This is a genomic window from Trinickia sp. (genome assembly GCF_051954495.1).
Classification (GTDB): Bacteria; Pseudomonadota; Gammaproteobacteria; order Burkholderiales; family Burkholderiaceae; genus Trinickia.
In genome coordinates, this window is record NZ_JBQCHR010000167.1 from 1 (window position 1) to 24,076 (window position 24,076).

Below are 24,076 nucleotides of genomic sequence, written 5' to 3' on the forward strand. Positions count from 1 at the left end.
TTTTTCATTAAATAGAATTTCTATAGCGAGTGGTCTCGGCCGAACGATGCGGTTGTACCACATGTCACAGCAATAATGTCGTTCTAAGACTTCGTTTTCAGCGTGATTTGCCGCCTGGTAAAGGCTGGTATGGACAGAGCAACCATTGCCGTGCAGGATTTCGCCGAAATTTAACGCGCCGAGCAGCAGGCTATCTATAGAGCAATCCAAGGCTTTCTCCCATTGACCGTTGGAGTGTTTCAGAACTTCGGTGTGATTTGAAAGTACCGGTTTGTATGGATGAAAAGCCAGGTGTTCGACCAGTTCGAAAATGGATTTGCGGCGGCTGAGCGCCGCATCGAAATCTGTTGCAAATCCGAATACTGGCAGCATGCTGCCGCAGTGGGAACGCAACGCTACGGCGCTACGAGATAACCAGAGGCCCGGAACCAGGCTACTCTCGGCAGTATGTGTGCGAGCAATAACTGCAATGTCATCGATCGTCATCATGGGTTCAAGAAGGCTTGAAAAGTGGAATGTTGCGCGACACCGGCACCGCCGCGATGCGGTCGCACTTGCTTGAAATCGAAGTATTGCCATATTTGCATGGTCGAAATTTCATTTAATAATTTATTTATCTCGCTAAATATTGCCTGTCCGCGGAGGGTCAAAACTCCGGATTTGCTTATCGTCTCGATTCCGCGCGCTGTCTCATCAGAGACTTCCGCTAGTAGCTTCGCCCAGTGCGGGTCATCAGTACTCTCAAAGATTGTCTTGAAGGTGAGCGCCATACGCGCGGCGACAAACGTCGCATGGTAGACGGCGTACATAGGGCGCAGATCCTTGCGCAGTGGCGATATGTACTTTTCACCGGCTTCGTTGAGGACAATTGCGTCGTCCGCCATGAGGCAGTTCAAATACGTGTGCGAAGCTTCGTGCACCACATGCTCCACGTAGTACGGCACCGGGGCGACGCATTGACGAGGGATGCGCACGTAGATTTCCCCGAAGGCGCGCGTGTCGGTCAACCCTTGGGTAATTTTTCCGGAGAAAAGCTTTATCGACTGGACCAGTGTAGTTAGTTCGAAATACATGGAGAGATGATGTAACCGAATGACATCCAATCCCGCACGGAGATTGGCGCTCTGCTCGGCAAATTCATCTGGTGAAAGCGGTTTGGCACAGGCAGTCTGACCGGTTTCTACGGAAGCGATTTCAACGGCGCTGCCGAGAACCGCGTCCTCCCAGTCGGTTGTCCCAATGCTTGCAATGCGTATTGCGCTGCTGTCCTTTGTGCCGATTAATGAGTGGGCGAGTTTCTGGTAAGTCATTTCGGCCGCATCCGGGTGTTGACACCTCATCGCGGAAATTAGTTTGTTGTGATAGAAGTGGGTCTCTGGGCGAAATTGAGTGGATCGGCGGGCAACTTCGATGACTGTGCCAATTTCCGGGTGTGCGACTCCGGCCGAGCTTTGGATGACCTCCAGCAAATGGACGATGCTTCGCCGGATCCTGCCGGAGTGTGCTTCCAGCGCGTTTCGAGTTGCTTCCGAAGTGGGGAGAAATTCGTTCTTCATGAGAGTGGTTTTACCGGTTAAGTCGAACGTAGCCGGCTTAGCCGGCCGTGGGTAACCCATTTCCGCGTTCTCCTATGCAGCCTTGGCGCGTGGAGGTCGAACGACGACCACGCTTGATCCAGAGCTATGCGAAGGCCCAGATGCGCCATGCTGTCGACCAGGGTTTGGCCCGACGAGGTCAGCGAGGATTCCTTCAAGCGATCGATGCCGGCGGCGAGTTCGTCAAGAATCTGGGCCAAATAGCACAGAGTGGATTGGTCCATATTGTGCTGATAGAGTCCAAAAAATGCATTAGCCAGTTTCGCGGACACATATGTAGCATGCAAAACGCCGAAGAGAGGACGTGGGTCAGACCTAAGTGGGGATGTCACCAGCCGATATCGATCGCCTGAAATTAGAGGATCGATGGAAAGCATGCAATGCAACTGTAGATGAGACATTTCATGAATCAGTTGTTCGTAGAAATAATGCAATGCGTCGCTGCTCGGGTGCGGTGGTCGGATAAAGATGGCACCCATCGTTCTCTTATCGCTGAATCCCTGGGTGACGCCGCTGTTAAATAGCTTGATTTCATTAACATGCTCGATAATTTCTCCGTACATCTCCCTATCAACGGTCGCTACCGTTTCTAGGGCTTGGAAGATATGCCGCTTACATTTAACTAGATCATCGGCGGTGACGGGACAGGGTGTATCGTTTCGCCCTTGCTCGAGATCAGACAGCTTTGTCCCTTCGAACTGAGCAAAGCGCTCCCAATCGCCGGTGCCTAGTGAGGTGACGGACGCGGCATCATGAACATGCTTGGAAACCGTGGCTTCTGTGATAATCTGAGAAAGCGTATGTTCGACGGTTGCGACACATTGCCTTCGCATAGCAGATTGCAGGATATGATGTAAGTAGTGCATGCGAGGCGTTAGCCGACCCCACCGACTCACTAGCATCGCTTGCTCGGGAGCGAATGTGCTAAGCGTTTTCGTGCATTCGCGAATTAAGACTATGAGGCTGCCCTTAACCCGATTATCGTAATTGGTTCTAAGTTTGCGCGATCTGGCCGCATCCGGATTGATGCCTGGGATAAGGGCAGTTAGTGCGTCGGTTGATTGCGCGTTGTCTATCTCAGTCATTTTTGAAAAGACTATACATGGATGCGGGCAGGCGCCGAGGAGCCTGCCCGACATGCCAGATTATGTATTGGCGACGATGGAGCGCTCTTGTGTCGCAAGGGCTGTTTCGAAAATCTCGTCACTATCTAGATTAAAAATTACTTGACCTTCGTCCGTCGGCGCTTCGTTCATTCTTCTACTCCTTAAAGGGATGAATATTCGACGGCTGGGGAAGCCGTCCAGAGCAATATAGGTCACTCATGGTTGGAATGTAAACAAAATGTAATAATCCCTATCTGCGCAGATAGGACGCGGAACTTGTTGCCTGATGTCGCGCGCGAGGCGGCATACCCCGAGGGAGAACCGAGCGGACTTGCTATGAGTTCGCCTGGACTGCTATCGTGGCTGGGCGCTGCTCATCGCCAATACGGTCAGCGAGTGCGGGTTCACCGCAATATGCGGGGCTGCAGCAGCTGTACGATCGAGCGGCGAGGCATCCTCGGCACGAAGGCCATCAAATGGAATTTCACGAAGTTCCTGGTCGACCGCGACGGCGAGGTCGTCAAGCGGTACGCGCCGAAAACGAAGCCGGAAGAAATCGCCGCCGGTATCGACGCGCGGCTCTGACCTAAAGAATCGGCGAAAACAACCGCGCCACGTGCATGAGCACTTGCCGCAGCGCCGGCGCGTCGCGATATTCGCTGCGATCGACTTCCCACGCTTGCTTGAAATCGTGTTCGAGCATCGCTTCGACCTCGGCGGCGAAGGCATGGTCGATCGTCAGCACCATGATTTCGAAGTTCAGGCGGAACGAGCGATTGTCGAGATTGGCGCTGCCGATGGCCGCGGCCACATCGTCGATCAGCACGACTTTCTGATGCAGGAAGCCAGGCCCATAGCGGAAGATACGCACCCCCGCGCGCACGAGATCGTAGGCGTAAAGCTTGGACGCCTCGAACACGACGTAGTGGTCGCGGCGGCTCGGGATCAAGATACGCACGTCGACGCCGCGCATGACGGCAAGACGCAGCGCCGAAAACACGGCCTCGTCGGGGATAAGGTAGGGCGTCGTAATCCAGATTCGGGTTTGGGCGGCGTTGATCGCTTCGACGAAGAACAGCGAGCCGGTTTCCTCCTTGTCGGCCGGGCCGGGTGCGACAACGAGACAGTGCATGTCGGCGTCGCCCACGCTTTCGGGTTGCTCCGCCTGCGAGGGTTCGAGCTCCGGCAAGCGTTGCGTGGCCCAGTGCCAATCCTCGATGAAGACGAACTGCACGCTGGCGACGACGGGCCCGCGCACTTCGATATGCGTGTCGCGCCAAGGCGAGAGGCGCGGATTGGCGCCCAAATATTCGACCCCGACGTTGTGCCCGCCGATGAACGCGCGTTCGCCGTCGACCACGACGATCTTCCGATGATTGCGGAAGTTGAGCTGGAAGCGGTTCACGAAGCGCCGATTCGTCGCGAAGGGATGCATCTCGACGCCGCCCGCAATCAACGCGGAGACGTAGCGCTGCGGTAGGTCGAAGCTGCCGATGCTGTCATAGAGAAAGCACACCCGCACACCTTGTGCCGCCTTCGCCAGGAGGAGCGACTTCAACATGTCGCCGAGCGAATCGTCGCGCACGATAAAGAACTGGACGAGCACATAGTGGCGCGCCTTTTCGATCGCGTCGAGAATCGCGGCGAAGGTCGCGTCTCCGTTGACGAGCGTGCGCACCGCGTTGCCGGGCAGGAACGGCATGCCCGAGAGCCCCGTCAGCGCGCGCACGACATGGTGGCCGAGCGCCTCGGCCGGGCGGCCCGTCGAGGAGGCGCTCGTGTCCCAAGCGCTCGGATGCGCGTGCGTGCGCAGCAGTTCACTCTCGATGCGACGCTTATCGACGTAACCCGAGAACTTGCTGCGGCCCAGAAACAGATACGGGATCAAGGTGACGTAGGGCACCGCGACGAGCGAGACCGCCCAGGCGATGGCGCCCTGCGACGTGCGGGTGTTGAGGATGGCGTGACCGGCCGCGATCACGCCGAGCGCGTGGGCGAGGAAGATCAGGCTACCGAGAGAGAGCCAATCGAAGTGCATGTGCGGATGAGCAGGCGTCGTGACGTCGTCCTTGCGCGGCCCCGCTGTCTGGGGCGCGATCAGTTCGCATCTTACAGAACGACAGACGATAAGGTGGGGCTAACGCTTGTACCGGGCGTGCGATCGCAACATATCGACGGTTCTGTTACAAATCGTGGTCACAAAGTAGAACGCCGGACGAAATGGCGACTTGCGCGAGCGCATACGAAAACCAGATCGCATAGCCGCTGCCCGGAAACGCGCCAACGAAGCGGTCGATGCCGATCATCGCATCGGAAGCGACGAATAAGAGCCCGCCGAGCGGTAGCGAGGGACCGCCCCGGCGAGCGAGCAGCGCGAGGCTAGCCATGGCGCACAAGGCAAGCATATAGGCGGCGACCGGTACCGCCAGCGCCCCCAAATTCGGGAAGAAGACGGCATACATTGCGGCGGCCGCTACCCAAACGAGGGGGACGGCGATGCGGCGCCAGCCTTTCGCGCGCGCGGCGCGCGGCGCGAGCAGCGCGCAATAGGCGAGGTGCGCAACCAGGAATGCGCCGAGCCCGCCGACGAACGAAAACGAGAGCTGCGGCAACGCGAGCAGCGCATCGCCGAGAGCGGACGCCGCAAGCGCGGCCATCAGCCGCAGCCTTTCGCGCATCGGCTCGTGGCGCGCGGCAGCCAGAAACAGCAGGGCGCACATCAGCACCTTGGCGGCGGCTTGATCCGGATAAGGCGCGTCGCGCAGCGAGATGCCGTATGCGAGCCCCGCGCCGGCCGCGATCAGCCACAGCCGCCGTGTTTGCGATAACGGGCTGTCGATGCCTTCGGTGCGGAGCCTTTCGTCGTCGTTGCCGCCCGCTGGGGGCGGTTCGTGAGCGGACATTGAGCGAACGTCTCTGTCGAGAATGCCGGATCGAGCGTCAGGGATCGATGATGATGCATCGCCCCCCTTTGGGTGAAGACGTCAGACTGCCGGCAAGTCGCTGGCTTGGATCAGGAAGACGCTGTCGTCGCCGCCGCTCGTCGACAACCACGTAAGGTCGAGGCCGCCGAATGCCGCTTCGACGTTCGCTCGCTCGTTGCCGATCTCGACGACGAGCACGCCATTCTCGGTCAGCCAGTTGCGGGCTTCGCCGATGATGCGGCGCACGACGTCCATGCCGTCCGCCCCGCCCGCCAACGCCAGCTCGGGTTCGTGCCGGTACTCGGGCGGCAGGGCCTGCATCGAGTCGCTATTCACGTACGGCGGGTTCGCGATGATGACGTCGTAGCGGCGTTCCGGCAGCGGCGCGAACAAATCGCCTTCGAACAGCGCGATCCGATCGTCGAGCTCGTAGTCGGCCACGTTGATGCGGGCAACCGCGAGCGCGTCGGCTGAAATATCGACGGCGTCGATATCGGCATTCGGAAAGGCATGGGCCGCCAATATCGCGAGGCAGCCGGACCCCGTGCACAGTTCGAGCACGGCGCTCACTTCGTCCGGATCGGCGACATAGGGTTGCAGACCGTCTTCCAGCAGCTCGCCGATGAACGAGCGGGGCACGATGACGCGCTCGTCGACGTAGAACCGCATGCCATGCATCCACGCTTCTTGTGTGATGTAGGCCGCCGGAACGCGTTCCGTGGCGCGGCGCTCGATGACGTGCAGCACGGCGTCGATTTCCTTGTCGAGCAAGCGTGCGTCGAGGAACGGATCGAGCACGTCGAGCGGCAAGTGCAGCGTATGGAGAATCAGGTAAGCGGCTTCGTCATAGGCGCTGACGCTGCCGTGACCGAAGGCGAGCTGCGCTTCGGTAAAGCGCGAGACCGCGTAGCGCAGCAAGTCGCGGACAGTGAGGAAGGGCGTGGTCATCGCGGCGTCTCCGGGTGCGAGGTGAAATGGGCCAACGTGGCGATAGCGGCTGAAGGTACGTGAAGCACGCCGAGCGCGAGAAAACGGTCGGGCATCAGGCGATCAGCGTTTCCAGCACGCGCCGGTAAATATTCTTCAGCGGCTCGATAAACGCGAGTTCGACGTGTTCGTCGATCTTGTGAATGCTGCCGTTCGGCGGGCCGAATTCGACGACTTGCTTGCAGATGCGCGCGATGAAGCGGCCGTCGGATGTGCCGCCGGTCGTCGACAGCTGGGTCGTCACGCCCGTTTCGTCCTTGATCGCCCGCTCCAGCGCGTTGGACAGATCGCCGCGCGGCGTCAGGAAGGGCAGCCCGCTGACGGTCCAATCCAGATCGTAGTCGAGCCCGTGCTTGTCGAGAATCGCATGCACGCGCTGCTGCAAGCCGTCGACGGTGCTGGCCGTCGAAAAGCGGAAGTTGAACAGGAGTTCGGCGCGGCCGGGGATGATGTTGCTCGCGCCCGTGCCGCTGTGCAGATTCGACACCTGCCACGTAGTGGGCGGGAAGTATTCGTTGCCTTCGTCCCAGTGCTCGGCCACGAGCTCTGCCAGCGCCGGCGCCAGCAAATGGATCGGATTGCGGGCAAGGTGCGGGTAGGCGATATGGCCTTGCACGCCCTTGACGACGAGCTTGCCCGACATCGAGCCGCGCCGGCCGTTCTTGACGACGTCGCCCAGCGTGTCGGTCGACGTCGGTTCGCCGACGATGCAGTAATCGAGCGTTTCGCCGCGTGCCTGCAGCGCTTGCACGACCTTCACGGTACCGTCGGTCGCGGGGCCTTCCTCGTCGCTCGTGATCAAGAACGCGAGCGAACCGCGGTGATCCGGGTGCGCGGCGATGAACTCTTCGCTGGCCACGATGAAGCCGGCAATCGACGTTTTCATATCGGCGGCGCCGCGGCCATAGAGTTTGCCGTCGCGGTGGGTCGGCACGAACGGCGGGGAAGTCCATTGTTCGAGCGGGCCCGTCGGCACCACGTCGGTGTGGCCTGCGAATGCGAGCAGCTTGCCGCGCGCGCCGTCGGCGCCGCGCTTGACGGCCCACAAATTCGTGACGCCGTGCGATTCGATCGTCTCGCAAACGAAGCCCGCGGCTTCCAACCGCTCGATCAGGAGCTTTTGGCAATGCTGATCGTCGGGGGTGACCGAGGCGCGCGCGATCAGTTCTTCGGTAAGGGCGAGGGTGCCGGACATGGGATGGGTGACCACCGTTGCGTGACGGGATAAGGGATAAAAAAATGCCGGCTTCATCTCGCCGGCAGGCAATGCTCGTATTGTTGCGCGGCTTGGCGCGGATGTGGAGTCGGCCGAACGGCTAACCCGCGCCGCGCACCAAGCTGTACGACGCTACGCGAACAGCGTCGCGTATTCATCGGCGGAAAAGCCGACCGACTTCACGCGACCGTCCACGACGAGCACCGGCCGTTTCACCACCGAAGGCTTTTCGACCATCAAGGCGATCGCGCCTTGCTGCGTGTCGGCGGCCGCCTTCGCATTGTCGGGCAAGCCGCGCCAGGTCGTGCCGCGGCGATTCACCAGTACGTCTAGGGGGACGTCGGCGAGCCAGCCTTTGACGAGCGAGGCGGTGAGCCCGGCCTTCTTGAAGTCGTGGAACTCGAACGCCACGCCGTGCGTTTCGAGCCACGTACGCGCCTTTTTGACGGTGTCGCAGTTCGGAATGCCGTAGACGACGGTGCGTGCGGCGCTCATCAGTCGCCTCGCAGCAGCTCGTTCAGGCCAACCTTCGCGCGCGTTTTCGCATCGACCTTCTTGACGATCACGGCGCAGTACAGGCTGTGCGAGCCGTCCTTCGAGGGCAGGTTGCCGGCCACGACGACCGAGCCCGGCGGCACGTAGCCGTAGGTCACTTCGCCCGTTTCGCGATCGTAGATCTTCGTGCTTTGGCCGAGGTACACGCCCATCGAAATGACCGAGTTCTCGCCGACGATCACGCCTTCGACGACTTCCGAGCGCGCGCCGATGAAGCAGTTGTCCTCGATGATGACCGGGTTGGCCTGCAGCGGCTCGAGCACGCCGCCGATGCCGACGCCGCCCGACAGGTGCACGTTCTTGCCGATCTGCGCGCACGAACCGACCGTCGCCCAGGTATCGACCATCGTGCCTTCGTCTACGTAGGCGCCGATGTTCGTGTACGACGGCATCAGCACGACGTTCTTGGCGATGAACGAGCCGCGGCGCGCGATGGCGGGCGGCACGACGCGAAAGCCGCCGGCCGCGAAATCCTCGGCCGTGTAGTTGGCGAACTTCGAGGGCACCTTGTCGTAGAACTGCGAATAGCCGCCGGCCGGCATCGGCACGTTGTCTTCCAGACGGAACGACAGCAGCACGGCCTTTTTCAGCCATTGGTTGACGACCCATTGGCCGTCCTTCTTTTCGGCGACGCGAAGCTGGCCCTTGTCGAGTTGCTCGATGGCGTGGGCCACGGCGTCGCGCACTTCGGCGGGCGCGGCCTTCGGCGATAGTTCGGCGCGGTTTTCCCAGGCGGTGTCGATGATTTGCTGAATGTGTTGCGACATGTCGGTAGTTTCGCTAAAAGAAGTCTGAGGTCGGGAAATGACGGTTGGGCCGAAGCGGTTCCGACCGCGACAGGCGCGGCCCGAACCCACCGCCAGGGGCTTCGACGCGCCGGTCAGCGCGCGAGACCGCGGCAGAAATCGACGATGCGTTTGGCGCCGTCGACGCACTCGTTCACGTCGGCGACGAGCGCCATGCGGACGAAATTGCGGCCTGGGTTCACGCCGTGCGCGGTACGCGCCAGATATGAGCCGGGCAGGACGGTCAGATTATAGTCGGCGTACAAGCGCCGGGCGAACTCGGTATCGGTCAGCCCCGTGCGCTCGACATTCGCCCAAAGGTAGAAGGCCGCGTCGGGCAGCCGCACATCGAGGACGTCGGCGAGCATCGGCGTGACCGCCGAGAACTTCGCGACGTATTTCGCGCGGTTCTCGAGCACGTGCGCCTCGTCGCTCCAGGCGGCCACGCTGGCCGCTTGGTAGACGGGCGACATGGCCGAGCCGTGGTACGTGCGATACAGCAGGAAGCGCTTGAGCAGTTCGGCGTCGCCTGCCACGAAGCCCGAGCGCATGCCGGGCACGTTCGAGCGCTTGGACAAGCTGGAGAGCATGATGAGCCGCTCGAAGCCGCGGCCGAGCCGGTGTGCCGCTTCGAGAGCGCCGAGCGGCGGCTTCGCTTCGTCGAAGTAGATTTCCGAATAGCATTCGTCGGACGCGATCACGAACCCGTGCTTGTCCGACAGTGCGAACAGTTCGCGCCAGTCCTCGAGCGTCAGCACGGCGCCGGTCGGATTGCCGGGCGAGCAGACGTAGAGCAATTGCGTGCGCGCCCATAGCTCGTTCGGCACCGCGGCGTAATCGCACGCGAAATTGCGCGCCGGGTCGCTGTTGGCGAAATAGGGCTCGGCGCCGGCGAGCACCGCGGCGCCCTCGTAGATCTGATAGAAGGGGTTCGGGCACAGCACCACCGCGCCGGGCCGCGTGCCGTCGACGACCGTTTGCGCGAGCGCGAACAGCGCTTCGCGCGAACCGGACACGGGCAGCACTTGCGTGGCCGGATCGAGCGCGGGCAGGCCGTAGCGGCGCATCGCCCACCCGGCGATGGCTTCGCGCAGCGCGGCCGAGCCGATCGTGGCCGGGTAGTTCGACAAGCCGTCGAGCGAGGCGGCAATGGCCTCGCGGATCAGCGCGGGCGTCGCGTGTTTGGGCTCGCCCAGGCCGAAGCTGATGTGCGGCAGGTCGGCGCTCGGCGTCGCGTCCTTGAACAGCGCGCGCAGCTTTTCGAACGGATAGGGCTGGAGACGGTCGAGTAGCGGATTCACGTCGGGTTCGGCGGGCAGGTTGCGAGGTCCACGCCTCGCGCGCGGCCCTCTTGCGGGAAAAGGGCGTCATTATAGCTTGCGGTGCGCGCGCCGGCCGGGCGCCGATCCCCGAGCGGGCGGCTTTCGCGGCGGCGCGGCCAGTAGGCGATGGTATGATTGCCACTTGCTCGCGACACACGCGCCCGGCGCCACCGGCGCGTGCGTTTCGCGACCTCAAAAGCATCGCGGCGGCGGTTAGCCGCGCATGGCGCCCGCGGTTCGGTTTGACCGCCGGGGTGTCGCGCGCGAGCGGCAGGCCGGCCGCGTTTTTGTTCGACCTCCATCAAAACAGCGATATCGCCGTGCGTCTGACTTCGATCAAACTCGCTGGTTTCAAGTCCTTCGTCGATCCCACGCATTTCCAGGTCCCGGGCCAGCTCGTCGGCGTGGTCGGTCCGAACGGATGCGGCAAATCGAACATCATCGACGCCGTGCGCTGGGTGCTCGGCGAGTCGCGCGCCTCGGAGCTGCGCGGCGAGTCGATGCAGGATGTCATCTTCAACGGTTCGACCGCGCGCAAGCCCGGCAGCCGGGCCAGCGTCGAGCTCGTATTCGACAATGCGGACGGACGGGCGGCGGGCCAGTGGGGCCAGTACTCCGAAATCGCCGTCAAGCGCGTGCTCACGCGCGACGGGACGTCGAGCTACTACATCAACAACTTGCCGGCGCGCCGGCGCGACATCCAAGACATCTTCCTCGGCACGGGGCTCGGGCCTCGCGCGTACGCGATCATCGGTCAGGGCATGATCGCTCGCATCATCGAGGCGAAGCCCGAAGAGCTGCGCGTATTCCTCGAGGAAGCCGCGGGCGTGTCGAAGTACAAGGAGCGCCGGCGCGAAACCGAGAACCGGCTGCACGACACGCGTGAAAACCTCACGCGTGTCGAAGACATCGTGCGCGAACTCGGCACGAATCTCGAAAAACTCGAGGGCCAGGCCATCGTCGCGACGAAGTTCAAGACGCTGCAGACCGAGGGCGAAGAGAAACAGAGGCTTCTGTGGCTGCTGCGCAAGAACGAAGCGGCCGCCGAACAAGGCCGTCAGCAGCGCGCGATCGCCGAGGCGCAGATCGATCTGGAAGCCCAGATGGCGAAGTTGCGCGAGGTCGAGGCCGATCTGGAAACGCTGCGTGTGGCGCACTATGCCGCGAGCGACGCCATGCAAGGCGCGCAGGGCTCGCTCTACGAAGCCAACGCCGAGGTGAGCCGGCTCGAAGCCGAGATCAAGTTCGTCATCGAATCGCGCAATCGCGTGCAAGCGCAGATCGCCGCGTTGACGGCGCAGCGCGAGCAGTGGCAAGCCCAGGCGGAGAAGGCCCGGGGCGATCTTGAGGAAGCCGAGGAACAACTGGCCGTGGCCGAGGAAAAGGCCGCGCTGGCCGAAGAGAGCGCGGCCGCCAAGCACGACGAGCTGCCTGCGCTCGAAGCGCGCTGGCGCGACGCGCAAACGCAGTTGAACGAGGAGCGCGCGGGCATCGCTCAGACCGAGCAGGCGATCAAGCTCGAGGCCGCGCATCAGCGCAACGCCGATCAGCAATTGCAGCAGCTGCAGCAGCGTCACGAGCGGCTCAAGGCCGAGGCGGGCGGGCTGGACGCGCCCGACGAAGCGCAGCTCGAAGAGCAGCGGATGCAGTTGGCCGAGCAAGAAGAAATCTTGAACGAAGCGCAGGCGCGGCTGGAGCAAGCCCAAGAGGCGCTGCCGCGCACGGAGGCCGAGCGTCTCGCCGCCCAAGAGCGCGTCCAGAGCGAGAGTGCGCAGACTCACCAGTTGGAAGCACGTCTCGTCGCGCTCAAGCAGCTTCAGGAAAACGTGCAAACCGAGGGCAAGATTCAGCCCTGGCTGGACAAGCACGAACTTGCGGGGTTGCCGCGGTTGTGGAAAAAGCTGCATGTCGAGGCGGGCTGGGAGCAGGCGCTCGAATCGGTGTTGCGCGAGCGGCTCGCCGCCTTGGAGATTTCGAACCTCGACTGGGTGCGCGCATTCGCCAGCGACGCGCCGCCCGCCAAGCTCGCGTTCTACGCGCCGCCTTCGGCGGGCGCGCCGCGCGAGGCGCCGGCGGGGTTGACGCCGCTCGTATCGCTCGTGCGCATCGACGATGCCGGGTTGCGGGCCGTGTTGAACGAGTGGCTGGGCCAGACGTATGTCGCCGACGATTTGACGCAGGCGCTCGCCATGCGTGCCCAACTGCCGGAAGGGGCCACGCTCGTCGTCAAGGCCGGGCACGTCGTTACGCGCGTCGGGGTGCAGTTGTACGCGGCGGATTCCGAGCAAGCCGGCATGCTCGCGCGCCAACAGGAAATCGAGAACCTCACGCGCCAGTTGCGCGCCCAGACGCTGCTGGCCGACGAAGCGAAAACGGCTGCCATCCGCGCCGAGGCCGCGCACACGCAGGCGTCGCAGGCGCTCGCCGATGCGCGCGCTCAAGTCGAACGCGCCACGCAGCGGGTGCACGCGCTGCAGCTCGAGGTGCTCAAGCTCACGCAAGCGCACGAGCGCTACACGCAGCGCAGCACGCAGATTCGCGAGGAACTCGAGGAAATCGCGGCGCAGATCGACGAGCAGCGCGCCCAGCGCGCCGAATCGGAAGCGAATTTCGAGCGTCACGACGAGGAACTCGCTCAGCTGCAGGCGCGCTTCGAGGACAATCAGCTCGCCTTCGAATCGCTCGACGAGACGCTGTCGGCCGCGCGCACGCACGCCCGCGATCTCGAACGTGCCGCCGCGGACGCGCGCTTCGCCGCGCGCAACATGGCGGCCCGCATCGACGAACTCAAGCGCAGCATCCAGGTCGCGCACGAGCAAAGCGAGCGCGTGGCGGGCTCGCTCGAAGACGCGCGCGCCGAACTCGAAACGATCAACGAACAGACGACGCACACGGGTCTGCAAGAGGCGCTCGAAGTGCGCGCCCAAAAGGAGCAGGCGCTGTCCGCCGCGCGTCACGAACTCGACGATCTGACGGCGAAGCTGCGCCAGGCCGACGAAACGCGATTGACGGCGGAACGGTCGCTGCAGCCGCTGCGCGACCGCATCACCGAGCTGCAGTTGAAGGAGCAGGCCGCGCGTATCGCGGGCGAGCAGTTCATCGAGCAGCTCCAAGCGGCCGGCGTCGATGAGGCGCAGTTGCAGGAAAAGCTCACCGCCGACATGAAACCCTCGTATCTGCAGGGCGAAGTCACACGCATCAACAACGCGATCACGGCGCTCGGGCCCGTCAACATGGCGGCGCTGGACGAGCTCGCGGCGGCGAAGGAGCGCAAGACGTTCCTCGATGCGCAATCGGAGGATTTGACGCGCGCGATCGAAACGCTCGAGGATGCGATCCGCAAGATCGACCAGGAAACGCGCACGCTGCTGCAAGGCACGTTCGACGAGGTCAATCGGCATTTCGGCGAGCTGTTTCCGCGTCTGTTCGGCGGCGGTCAAGCCAAGCTCATCATGACGGGCGACGAAATTCTCGACGCCGGCGTTCAAGTGATGGCGCAGCCGCCCGGCAAGAAAAATTCGACGATTCACCTTCTTTCGGGCGGGGAAAAGGCGCTGACGGCCACCGCGCTCGTGTTCGCGATGTTCCAGCTCAATCCGGCGCCGTTTTGCTTGCTCGACGAAGTCGATGCACCGCTCGACGACGCCAATACCGAACGCTTCGCGAACCTCGTGCGCGCGATGTCGGACAAGACGCAGTTCCTGTTCATTTCGCACAACAAGATCGCGATGGAAATGGCGCAGCAGCTGATCGGCGTCACGATGCAAGAGCAAGGCGTTTCGCGCATCGTCGCCGTCGACATGGAAACGGCTGCCGGTTTCGCCCAGAATACCGTCTAACGTGCGGCCCGCCATGCGGGCGCGAGCCGTTTGACACGGCTGCCGCGCCGCGGGCCTGGGCCGCGAAACAGGAATGCTTCATGGAGCGTGCATGGACGAGTTGACACTCGGATTGATCGGCGCAGGCGCCGTGGTGGTGGGAGGAGTGGTCGTGTACAACGCGTGGCAGGGCGCCAAGGTGCGCCGCAAGATGCCGCGGCCGATGCCGACGGATACCGAGCAAGGCCTCGCGCGCCACGACCACGAGGAAGAGCGGCCGTTCATCGAGCCTGCGCGCGCGGGTGCGCGGCGCGAACCGGCGGCGTCCGATGCGGCGCGCGAGAGCGAGACCGCGCGTATTGAACCAAGCTTCGGCGCTTCCGCGCCGCTCGATATTCCGGCCGACATCCAGGCCGAAACGACCACGCCCAACGGGTTCACGCCGGAATCGGCGTCGGCCGTGGCGCCCACCGCGCAAGCGCCTGCCGAGCAAGCGGGCGAAACCGTGGCGCCTGCTGCGACGACGATCTCGGCCGCGCCGCCGCACATCGTCGATCGCCGCATCGACTGCGTCGTGCCGATTCGTCTGTCGGGCCCAATCTCCGGCGAGAAGGCGTCGCCGCTCGCCCAGCGGCTGCGCCGGGCGGGGAGCAAGCCGGTCTACATCGAAGGCAAGCCCGAAGGCGGCAGCGCATGGGAGCTGCTGCAAAACGCGCAGCGTTATGAAGAACTGCGCGCGGCTGTCCAGCTCGCCAATCGCGGCGGCGCGCTCAACGAACTCGAGTTTTCGGAATTCGTATCGGGCGTGCAGCAACTGGCCGATGCCATCGACGGGGCGCCCGAGTTCCCCGACATGCTCGAAACGGTTTCGATGGCGCGCGAACTCGACGGGTTCGCCGCGCAATGCGACGCGCAACTATCGATCAACGTGCTGTCCGACGGCGCGCCGTGGTCCGCCAACTACGTGCAGGCGGTGGCCTCGCAAGACGGCCTGCTGCTTTCGCGCGACGGTACGCGCTTCGTCAAGCTCGACGCCAATCAAAGCCCCGTCTTCATGCTGCAGTTCGGCGACACGAACTTCTTGCGCGACGACCTCACGTACAAGGGCGGGCAGATGATCACGTTGATCCTCGATGTGCCCGTTGCCGAGGAAGACATCTTGCCGTTCCGCCTCATGTGCGACTACGCCAAGTCGTTGGCCGAACGCATTGGCGGGCGCGTCGTGGACGATCAGCGGCGGCCGTTGCCCGAACAAGCGCTGCTCGCAATCGAGAAGCAGCTGATGACGCTGTACGCGCGGCTCGAGGAAGCCGGTATTCCTGCCGGGTCGCCGGCAACGCGGCGCCTGTTCAGCCAATAACGCGCAGCGGCAGACGACAAGCAAGCACGCAACGACAACAACACCAACGACATGGCTCGCAAGCACGCCGACCCGCCTCCGAGCGCCGACCAGCCGGCCGACCGCGCCGCCTGGCTGCGCGTCGAACTCGAGCGGGCGAATTACCAGTACTACGTGCTCGACCATCCGGAAATTCCGGACGCCGAGTACGACCGGTTATACGCCGAACTGCAATCGATCGAATCCGAGCATCCGGATCTCATCACGCCCGAATCGCCGACCCAGCGTGTCGGCGGGCAAGTGGCGAGCGGCTTCGCACCGGTCGTTCACACGCTGCCCATGCTCTCGCTGAACAACGGCTTCACGGACGAAGACGTGACTGCCTTCGACAAGCGCGTGAGCGACCAGCTCGATCGCGCATCGGTCGAATATTCATGCGAGCTGAAATTCGACGGCCTGGCTATTGCTTTGCGCTATGAGGATGGCCGCTTCGTTCAGGCGGCCACGCGCGGCGACGGCACGACCGGCGAAGACGTGACTCAAAACGTTCGCACGGTGCGTTCGATTCCGTTGCGTCTGAAGGGCGATCGCATTCCGCGCGTGCTCGAGGTGCGTGGCGAAGTGCTGATGTTTCGCCGCGATTTCGACCGGTTGAACGAGCGGCAGCGCGAGGCCGGTCAGCGCGAATTCGCCAATCCGCGCAATGCGGCCGCGGGTAGCCTGCGTCAGCTCGATTCGAGCATCACGGCGCAACGGCCGTTGTCGTTTTTCGCGTACGGGATCGGCGCGCTCGAAGGCATGGCGATGCCCGATACGCATGACGCCGTGCTCGATTGGTACATCGAACTCGGCTTACCCGTATGCGTCGAGCGCGAGGTCGCACGCGGCGCGGAGGAACTGCTCGAGTTCTACCGCCGGATCGGCGAAAAGCGCAAAAGTTTGCCCTACGACATCGACGGCGTTGTCTACAAGGTCAACCGCCGTGCCGACCAAGACGTGCTGGGCTTCGTCTCGCGTGCGCCGCGTTTTGCGCTTGCGCATAAGTTCCCGCCCGAGGAAGCTCTGACCGAACTCATCGACATCGGCGTCAATGTAGGCCGTACGGGGGCGATCACGCCCGTCGCGCGGCTTGCACCGGTTTTCGTCGGCGGTGTGACGGTGACGAACGCCACGCTGCACAACGAAGACGAAGTGCATCGCAAGGATCTGCGTTCGGGCGATACGGTCATCGTGCGTCGGGCCGGCGACGTCATCCCCGAGGTCGTGGGTCCGGTGCTCGAACGGCGCCCGCCCGGCGCTCAGGCGTTCGTGATGCCGACCGAATGCCCGGTATGCGGCTCCGCCATCGAGCGGCTACCTGGCGAAGCCGTGGCGCGATGCACGGGCGGGCTCGTCTGTCCGGCGCAGCGCAAGCGGGCGCTCGAGCATTTTGCCCAGCGTCGCGCGCTCGATATCGACGGTCTCGGCGAAAAGATCATCGACCAGTTGGTTGAGCAGAACCTCGTGCGCACGCCGGCCGATCTGTTCAACCTCGGTTTCTCGACGCTCGCCGCGCTCGACCGGTTCGCCGACAAATCGGCGCAAAATCTGGTGGACTCGCTCGAGAAAGCGAAGCAAACGACGCTCGCCCGGTTCATCTTCGCGCTCGGCATTCCCGATGTCGGCGAATCGACGGCCAAGGATCTCGCCCGTCATTTCGGCTCGCTCGATCCGGTCATGGAGGCGTCGATCGAGGCGTTGATGGAAGTGGAGGGTGTTGGGCCGGTGGTAGCCGAGTCGATCCATCAGTTCTTTGCCGAAGAGCATAACCGGCACGTGATAGAGCAACTGCGGGCGCCGGGCAAGGTTACGTGGCCGGAGGGGCCGCCGGCGCCGCGCGCGCCGCAAGGTGTGCTGGCCGGCAAGACGGTCGTGCTGACCGGCACGTTGCCTACGCTTTCGCGCGAGCAAGCCAAGGAAATGTTAGAGGCGGCCGGCGCGAAAGTGGCCGGTTCGGTATCGAAAAAGACCGATTACGTGGTGGCGGGCACTGAAGCCGGCAGCAAACTGGCGAAGGCTGAGGAACTCGGCGTCGCGATTCTCGACGAAGACGGTATGCGCAAGCTATTGGAGGGTGGCAACCCATGATTCGTGACATTCTCAAGATGGGCGATCCACGCTTGCTGCGCATCGCCCAAACGGTGGAGCATTTCGATACGCCCGAACTGCACGCGCTGATCGCCGACATGTTCGAAACGATGCATCATGCGAACGGCGCGGGGCTCGCGGCGCCGCAGATCGGCGTCGATCTCCAACTGGTCATTTTCGGGTTCGGCCATAACGACCGCTATCCGGACGCGCCTCCCGTGCCCGAGACGGTCCTGATCAATCCGACCATCACCCCCGTCTCGCAAGACATGGAAGAGGGGTGGGAAGGCTGCTTGTCGGTGCCGGGCATGCGCGGCGTCGTGAATCGCTTCTCGATGATCCGTTATCACGGCTTCGATCAATATGGGCAGCCAATCGACCGCGTCGCCGAAGGCTTCCATGCGCGCGTGGTTCAGCACGAGTGCGACCATTTGATCGGCAAGCTCTATCCGATGCGCATCACGGATTTCTCGAAATTCGGTTTCACGGAAGTGTTGTTCCCCGATCTCGATCCGAATATCGACGATTGAACGGCTTGGGGGCCGTTGGCGTGAAGGCCGCCGCGCTTGTCGATCCCGCCATGCAAGACGCCCGCTAGAAGCGGGCGTCGTCGTTTTTGCTTAGGGGATTCTTCGGTCGAAGTGCGAGCGGCCAGCCGGCTAGCCGACCGATCGGCGCGATCAGAAGGCTTCGTCGGGCAACAAATACCGCCATTTCCCCTGAGGCAGCGCGCCGAGCGCGACGCGGCCCATGCGTACACGCTTCAGGCCGACGACGTGCAAGCCCACGAGGTCGCACATGCGGCGGATCTGCCGTTTCTTGCCTTCTCGCAGGACGAAACGCAGTTGCTCGCCGTTTTGCCAGCTGACCTTGGCAGGCTTGAGCGGGGCGTCGTCGAGCGAGAGCCCGAAGCGCAGCAGCGCGAGCTTGTCGGCGGGAAAGTGCTGGTCGATGTCGGTCGTGCGCTCGCCGTAGGTGACGCGAACCAAGTATTCCTTTTCCACCGTCGAATGCTCGCCGATCAACTGCTTCGCGATGCGACCGTCCTGCGTCAATACGAGCATGCCGGTCGAATCGATGTCGAGCCGTCCCGCCGGTGCGAGCGCTCGCAGGTGACTCGGCGTGAAGCGCGTAGTCGCCCGATCGTTTTCCCAATGGTTGTCGGCCGTGATGAGCGTGATGGCCGGCTCGTAGCCGTCTTCCGCTTGCCCGGACACATAGCCTACGGGCTTATGCAGAACGATGGTGACTTGGCGCGATTGCGCCGCGTGGGCGTCTTTCGTGACCTCGATATGCTGATCGGGCCGCACGCGCGAGCCCAACGTATCGACGCGTTCGCCGTCGACGCGCACCCATCCGTTTTCGATCCACTCGTCCGCTTCGCGGCGCGAGCACAGCCCCAGTTCGGACATCCGCTTCGACAGACGCATCGAGCCGTCCGCACGGGTAGCGGTTTCCGGGCTGGTGTCGGCGCGGGCGGCCACCGGTTTCGACGGTTCAGACGCGCGGGCGGACGCCGGCTTCGCTCTGGCTGGCGCCTTGTCTTTGCTGTCGGGCGCGTAAGCCCGGCCGCCGGCAAGAGGTCGGCCGCGCGCCGCGCCGGTCGCGGGCCGCTCTCGATTTCCGGTTTTCGCCGGACCCGAGCGCGAGAAAGACGAGGCGTCGCGCCGTGCGGCGGGCGTGCTCGCCGATGAAGTGTCGGCTTTGACGGGGCGGGCGATTTTGCGTGCGCCGGCTCCAGCCGGGCTCGACGCGGCGCTTCGCGAGGGCCGGGCGGCGCTGCCCGCCGGTCGCGGGCCGCGCTCCGCGCGCGATGGGCGCTCGTTGTGCTTGTCGCCGCGCTCCGTACGCGCCCGGCGTTCGTCCTGCCCGCCTCGACCGCGCTCGGAGTTCACAGTACGTGCGCCGCGCCCGCGGTCGTCGCCCGAGGCACGATTGCCGCGGCCCTCGACGGCGCGCGGCGCGTCTTCTCCGCGACGCTCCGCGGTGCGGCGCTCGGTGCCCCGTTGCTCGGTCGAGCGCGTGCGCGGCGCCTGCGACGCCGCGCCCGTTCGGGGTTTCGCAGCGGCGCCGTCGCGCTTTTTCGGTGCGGCGCCGGAGGCAGCCGGCTTGCCGCCCGCGCGCGGCGAGGCCGCCTTGGCCGCCGGAGCGGGACGTTCAGCGTCCCAGGTGCGCGGGGTCTTGCGCGCAGACGGGCTGCCTGCGCGAACGGGGGCGCGTTCCGGCGATGCCGGACGCGGATGCTTGGCTGTCAGTTTGACGCGCATAAAGTCTCACACGGCGATCGCGCGCAGCAGCTCGGTTTCCACCTGAATCTGCAATCGGCTGTCGGAAAGGCCGCGTCCGTCAAGCAGGAACACGTCCTCGACGCGCTCGCCGAGCGTATTGATCCGCGCCGCATGGACGCCGACCCGATGCTCCGCCAGCACGCGCGCGATCGAATAAAGAAGCCCTGGCCGGTCATTGGCCGACACGGACAGGATGTAGTACTGGCCCCGCTCGTCGGCTCGCAAGTCGACGCGCGGGGTGATGGGAAACGTACGAGAAAGCCGCGAGAGGCGGCCCTTGGAAGGCTCCGGCAGCGGCGCGTCGGACGAAAGCCGCGCGGCGAGCTGCTGCTCGACGAGATTGGCGATGTCGCGATAGTGCACGTCGTCATGCTCGGTATGCGCGACGATGAAGTTATCGAGCGCATAGCCGTGACGCGTCGTACTGATGCGCGCATCGAGCACCGACAGACCGTTGCGGTCGAAGTAGGCGCAGATGCCGGCGAACAGGTCGGACCGGTCCTGCACATAGACGAGCACCTGCAGCGCCTCGCCGATGGGCGAGGGCCGAGCGCGCACGATCGGCGCGTCGGTACGCACATGCCGGTAGAGCACGCGCGTTTGCCAGGCGATGTCGGCCGCGTCGTGGCGCAGGAAATAGCCGACGTCGAGCTCGTCCCACAGCGCGCGATGAGCGTTCTCGGGCACGGTTTCGAGCCGGAGCAGCGCGAGCGCTTCCTCTTTCCTCGTCTTGAGTTCGGAGTGTTCGTCCGGCCGCGCGCCGCCGAGGACGGCCAGCGTCATCCGATAGAGATCCTCGAGCAGTTTGCCTTTCCACGTGTTCCAGACTTTCGGGCTCGTACCGCGAATATCGGCCACGGTCAGCAGGTAGAGCGCCGTGAGGCGCCGCTCGTCGCCGACGAGTTCGGCGAAATGCTTGATCACTTCCGGATCGCTCGTGTCTTGCTTTTGCGCGACCTGGCTCATGGTCAGGTGATGTTGCACGAGCCAGACGACGAGCGCCATATCGTCGCTCGCTATCGCGTGCTCGCGGCAGAAGCGGCGGGCGTCCGCCATGCCAAGCATCGAGTGATCGCCGCCGCGGCCTTTTGCAATGTCATGGAACAGCGCAGCGACGTAGAGCACCCATTGCCGTTCGAAGTTGGCCATGAGCTGGCTGCAGAACGGGTACTCGTGCGCATGCTCGGCGAGCGCGAAGCGGCGCAGGTTGCGCAGCACCATGAGGATGTGCTGATCGACCGTATAGACGTGATACAGGTCGTGCTGCATCTGTCCGACGATGCGCCGGAAGTTGAGCAGATACCGGCCAAGCACGCTCGTCTGATTCATGAGCCGCAGCGCGTGCGTGATGCCTTGCGGCTGCTTCAGAATGTCCATGAACAGCCGGCGGTTTTCGGGGGCGCGCCGCCAGCGCGTGTCCATGATCTCGCGCGCGTTGTAGAGCGCACGCAGCGTGCGGGCCGACAGCCCCTTCGTGCCCGGCGTCTTCTCGTAAAGCAGAAACGCTTCGAGAATCGCCGTGGGCGTGCGCTCGAACACGTCGTCGCTGGCGATTTCGATCATCCCTTGCTTTTCGACGAAGCGCTCCGACAGCACGCGCGTGATGCCGCTCGTGCGAGGAAAGAGCTGCGCCTCGATGTTCTGGATGAGGATGGTCGCGAGCTGCGTCACGGCCTTCGCCGCCCAGTAATAGCGCCGCATGAGCTGCTCGCTCGCGCGCCTGGCCTGAGTCGCCTCGTAGCCGAAGCTTTCCGCCGCCGCCGTCTGCAGGTCGAAGACGAGCACGTCCTGTCGTCGCCCGGCGATCACGTGCAGCCGGGCGCGCAGCATCTTGAGGAACGACTCGTTGCGACGCAGTTCGCGCGCCTCGCGCGCCGTGATGAGGCCGCGCTCGTCGAGCTCGCGCCAACTGCGTCCGAAGCCCGCCGCGCGCGCGATCCATAGGATCAGCTGCAGATCGCGCAAGCCGCCGGGGCTTTCCTTCACGTTCGGCTCGAGGCTATAGGGCGTGTCCTGAAACTTCGCATGGCGCTGGCGCATCTCGAGCACCTTGGCCTGGAAGAACGCCCGGGCGTCGAGCGTCTCGTTCAGCCGCAGCACGACCCGCTGAAACAGCGTCGTGCTGCCGGTGATGCGCCGCGCTTCGAGCAACGAGGTGCGCACGGTGATGTCGTTGGCCGCTTCCTCTATGCATTGCGCGACGGTCCGCACGCTGCTGCCGAGTTCGAGCCCGAGATCCCATGCCATGCCGATGAAGCGCTCGATGCGCGCGTCGAGCTCGGGCGGCGCGTTATCGGGCAACAGGACGAGGATGTCGATATCGGAGAAGGGCGCGAGTTCGCCCCGGCCATAGCCGCCGACGGCGACGAGCGCGCTCGATGCAGGCAGCTCGCAAGCTTGCCAAGCGCGCACGAGCGCCTCGTCGGTCGTGCGCGACAGCGTTTGCATCAGCGCATCGACGCGGCTCGCGGATTTGAACCGGGCGAGCAGATCGACCTTGGCGGCGCGATAGTCGGCCTTGACCGATGCGGGATCGGCGATGACGGCGGTCTCGCTCATAAAAGGCGGCGGCGATCCGGGCTTATGCCGCGACCGCGATCGACGGCTTGGCCGGCGAGCCGGCGGACACCGTCAAAACGTCGTATCCCGTGTCGGTCACGAGCACCGTGTGCTCCCATTGGGCCGATAGACTGCGATCCTTCGTCTTGACGGTCCACTGATCGGGCATGGTGCGAATGTCGCGGCGGCCGGCGTTGATCATCGGCTCGATCGTGAAGATCATGCCTTTTTGCAACTCGAGACCCGTGCCGGGGCGGCCGTAGTGCAGGATCTGCGGATCCTCGTGAAACACGGTGCCGATGCCGTGGCCGCAGTATTCGCGCACGACGCTGTAACCGCTTGCCTCCGCGTGCCGCTGGATCGCATGGCCGATGTCGCCGAGGCGCGCACCAGGGCGCACTTGCTCGATGCCGAGCCACATGCATTCGTAGGTGGTTTGAACGAGCCGCTTGGCGAGGATCGAACCTTCGCCGGCAATGAACATCCGGCTCGTATCGCCGAAATATCCGTCCTTGATGACCGTGATGTCGATGTTCAGGGCGTCGCCCGCCTTGACGATCTTGTCGCCCGGAATGCCGTGGCAGATCACGTCGTTGACCGAAATGCAGGTGGCTTTCGGGTAGGGCGGATAGCCGGGCGGCTGGTAGTTCAGCGGCGCGGGCACCGTGCCCTGCACGTCGAGCATGTAGTTGTGGCAGAGCCGGTCGAGCTCGGCGGTCGTCACGCCGGGCTTGACGAACGGGGTGATGTAATCGAGCACCTCGCTCGCGAGACGGCACGCCACGCGCATTTTCGCGATGTCGTCTTCGTTTTTAATCGTAATAGCCATGGATGCGAGCCTGAAACGGTATAGATGGCGTAGCCCTCAACAAATGGGGGCAGTTCTGGAGTCCAGCCAATATCTCGATTATCGCACCATATGCTTGCCGTGGCGGAGCTTGGCGCCGATCCGTGCGTGTTTCATTACGGCGCTGCGGGGCGCGTTGCTCGAAACGCGGGCGGCGTGGTTCCGGCGGGAGGGCGGCTTGAGAGCTTGTAGCCTTGCGTGATATACTTTCGGGCTAGTCGCGTTCGGGAATCGAACTTGCATGGGGTAGGCCCATGCGGGGCGGGATCGGGCGCGGCTGTAGGCAGTACTCCGGGTAGCACCCCGGTCGTACTCATTCGCAAGCCGGCGCACCCAGGGTGCCGAGCCGCGGTCAGCGAGCGCTCAGAGATGAGCGCATTCGCGTCGCGGCCGGTACGGCAGCCGGCTTAAGACCCAACCCTCGCGGAGAATTTCATGGCAGTTACCATGCGTCAAATGCTGGAAGCCGGCGTCCACTTCGGTCACCAAACGCGCTTCTGGAACCCCAAGATGGCCCCGTTCATCTTCGGTCATCGCAACAAGATTCACATCATCAACCTCGAAAAGACGCTGCCGATGTACAACGACGCGCTGAAGTACGTGCGTCA

At 63.7% G+C, this 24,076-nt stretch carries 18 protein-coding genes and 1 pseudogene; 6 read left to right on the top strand and 13 right to left on the bottom strand.

The features are described 5' to 3' along the window. From ACTHNR_RS23245 to ACTHNR_RS23255, 3 genes are all read right to left on the bottom strand, one after another. Nucleotides 1–489: YcaO-like family protein (locus ACTHNR_RS23245; protein WP_440550617.1), on the bottom strand; the 489-nt coding region annotated here is incomplete at its 3' end. Further along, nucleotides 486–1,556 (bottom strand): aKG-HExxH-type peptide beta-hydroxylase, encoded by a 1,071-nt coding sequence (locus ACTHNR_RS23250; RefSeq protein ID WP_440550618.1) that lies wholly within the window; start codon nt 1,554–1,556, stop codon nt 486–488. The genes ACTHNR_RS23250 and ACTHNR_RS23245, both read right to left, overlap by 4 nt. 17 nt (nt 1,557–1,573) lie before the next feature. Beyond that, entirely contained in the window at nt 1,574–2,461 is an 888-nt protein-coding gene (locus tag ACTHNR_RS23255) for an aKG-HExxH-type peptide beta-hydroxylase (RefSeq protein ID WP_440550620.1), read from the bottom strand. Between the two features lie 586 nt (nt 2,462–3,047). Here ACTHNR_RS23255 and ACTHNR_RS23260 point away from each other — a divergent pair. Further along, nucleotides 3,048–3,286, top strand: a pseudogene (locus ACTHNR_RS23260) (hypothetical protein). A gap of 1 nt (nt 3,287) precedes the next feature. Here the strand turns inward: ACTHNR_RS23260 and cls are convergent. The 7 genes from cls to dapC all read right to left on the bottom strand — a co-directional run bounded on the left by cls (nt 3,288) and on the right by dapC (nt 10,469). After that, nucleotides 3,288–4,739 carry a cardiolipin synthase gene (gene cls, locus ACTHNR_RS23265; protein WP_440550621.1) on the bottom strand — a complete coding sequence of 484 codons (1,452 nt, stop codon included), beginning with the start codon at nt 4,737–4,739 and terminating at the stop codon, nt 3,288–3,290. Nucleotides 4,740–4,884: 145 nt separating this feature from the next. Continuing rightward, nucleotides 4,885–5,604: a lysoplasmalogenase gene (locus ACTHNR_RS23270; protein ID WP_440550623.1), complete on the bottom strand. Its 720-nt coding sequence runs from the start codon at nt 5,602–5,604 to the stop codon at nt 4,885–4,887. A gap of 81 nt (nt 5,605–5,685) precedes the next feature. After that, nucleotides 5,686–6,573: a 50S ribosomal protein L3 N(5)-glutamine methyltransferase gene (gene prmB / locus ACTHNR_RS23275; protein ID WP_440550625.1), complete on the bottom strand. Its 888-nt coding sequence runs from the start codon at nt 6,571–6,573 to the stop codon at nt 5,686–5,688. Nucleotides 6,574–6,667: 94 nt separating this feature from the next. Next, entirely contained in the window at nt 6,668–7,807 is a 1,140-nt protein-coding gene (gene dapE, locus ACTHNR_RS23280) for a succinyl-diaminopimelate desuccinylase (RefSeq protein ID WP_440550627.1), read from the bottom strand. A gap of 153 nt (nt 7,808–7,960) precedes the next feature. Then, on the bottom strand, nt 7,961–8,323 hold the full coding sequence (locus ACTHNR_RS23285; RefSeq protein WP_440550628.1) for an ArsC family reductase: 363 nt from the start codon (nt 8,321–8,323) through the stop codon (nt 7,961–7,963). Further along, nucleotides 8,323–9,150, bottom strand: coding sequence for a 2,3,4,5-tetrahydropyridine-2,6-dicarboxylate N-succinyltransferase (gene dapD / locus ACTHNR_RS23290; RefSeq protein ID WP_440550630.1), 828 nt, complete (start codon nt 9,148–9,150; stop codon nt 8,323–8,325). Before dapD ends, ACTHNR_RS23285 begins: the two co-directional genes overlap by 1 nt. A 113-nt stretch (nt 9,151–9,263) precedes the next feature. Beyond that, on the bottom strand, nt 9,264–10,469 hold the full coding sequence (dapC, locus tag ACTHNR_RS23295; protein ID WP_440550632.1) for a succinyldiaminopimelate transaminase: 1,206 nt from the start codon (nt 10,467–10,469) through the stop codon (nt 9,264–9,266). A 341-nt stretch (nt 10,470–10,810) separates the two neighbouring features. Here dapC and smc point away from each other — a divergent pair, with 341 nt between their 5' ends. The 4 genes from smc (at nt 10,811) to def (ending at nt 18,304) form a co-directional block, all read left to right on the top strand. Next, entirely contained in the window at nt 10,811–14,329 is a 3,519-nt protein-coding gene (smc, locus tag ACTHNR_RS23300; RefSeq protein WP_440550644.1) for a chromosome segregation protein SMC, read from the top strand. A 91-nt stretch (nt 14,330–14,420) separates the two neighbouring features. Continuing rightward, nucleotides 14,421–15,668: a cell division protein ZipA C-terminal FtsZ-binding domain-containing protein gene (locus ACTHNR_RS23305; RefSeq protein ID WP_440550634.1), complete on the top strand. Its 1,248-nt coding sequence runs from the start codon at nt 14,421–14,423 to the stop codon at nt 15,666–15,668. 51 nt (nt 15,669–15,719) lie between these two features. After that, nucleotides 15,720–17,774: an NAD-dependent DNA ligase LigA gene (ligA, locus tag ACTHNR_RS23310; protein WP_440550636.1), complete on the top strand. Its 2,055-nt coding sequence runs from the start codon at nt 15,720–15,722 to the stop codon at nt 17,772–17,774. Continuing rightward, complete coding sequence (gene def / locus ACTHNR_RS23315) at nt 17,771–18,304, top strand: peptide deformylase (RefSeq protein WP_440550638.1); 534 nt, start codon at nt 17,771–17,773, stop codon at nt 18,302–18,304. Before ligA ends, def begins: the two co-directional genes overlap by 4 nt. A 150-nt stretch (nt 18,305–18,454) precedes the next feature. On the opposite strand, the gene ACTHNR_RS23320 is transcribed toward def, so the two are convergent. The 3 genes from ACTHNR_RS23320 to map all read right to left on the bottom strand — a co-directional run bounded on the left by ACTHNR_RS23320 (nt 18,455) and on the right by map (nt 23,450). Next, nucleotides 18,455–19,204 carry a pseudouridine synthase gene (locus ACTHNR_RS23320; RefSeq protein ID WP_440550640.1) on the bottom strand — a complete coding sequence of 250 codons (750 nt, stop codon included), beginning with the start codon at nt 19,202–19,204 and terminating at the stop codon, nt 18,455–18,457. 843 nt (nt 19,205–20,047) lie between these two features. Further along, nucleotides 20,048–22,621: a [protein-PII] uridylyltransferase gene (locus ACTHNR_RS23325; RefSeq protein WP_440550642.1), complete on the bottom strand. Its 2,574-nt coding sequence runs from the start codon at nt 22,619–22,621 to the stop codon at nt 20,048–20,050. 22 nt (nt 22,622–22,643) lie between these two features. Next, nucleotides 22,644–23,450 carry a type I methionyl aminopeptidase gene (gene map, locus ACTHNR_RS23330; RefSeq protein WP_440550643.1) on the bottom strand — a complete coding sequence of 269 codons (807 nt, stop codon included), beginning with the start codon at nt 23,448–23,450 and terminating at the stop codon, nt 22,644–22,646. Between the two features lie 453 nt (nt 23,451–23,903). On the opposite strand from map, the gene rpsB reads away from it, so the two are divergent. After that, nucleotides 23,904–24,076, top strand: a 173-nt coding sequence (rpsB, locus tag ACTHNR_RS23335) for a 30S ribosomal protein S2 (protein WP_440550646.1), incomplete at its 3' end; no start/stop codon positions are given.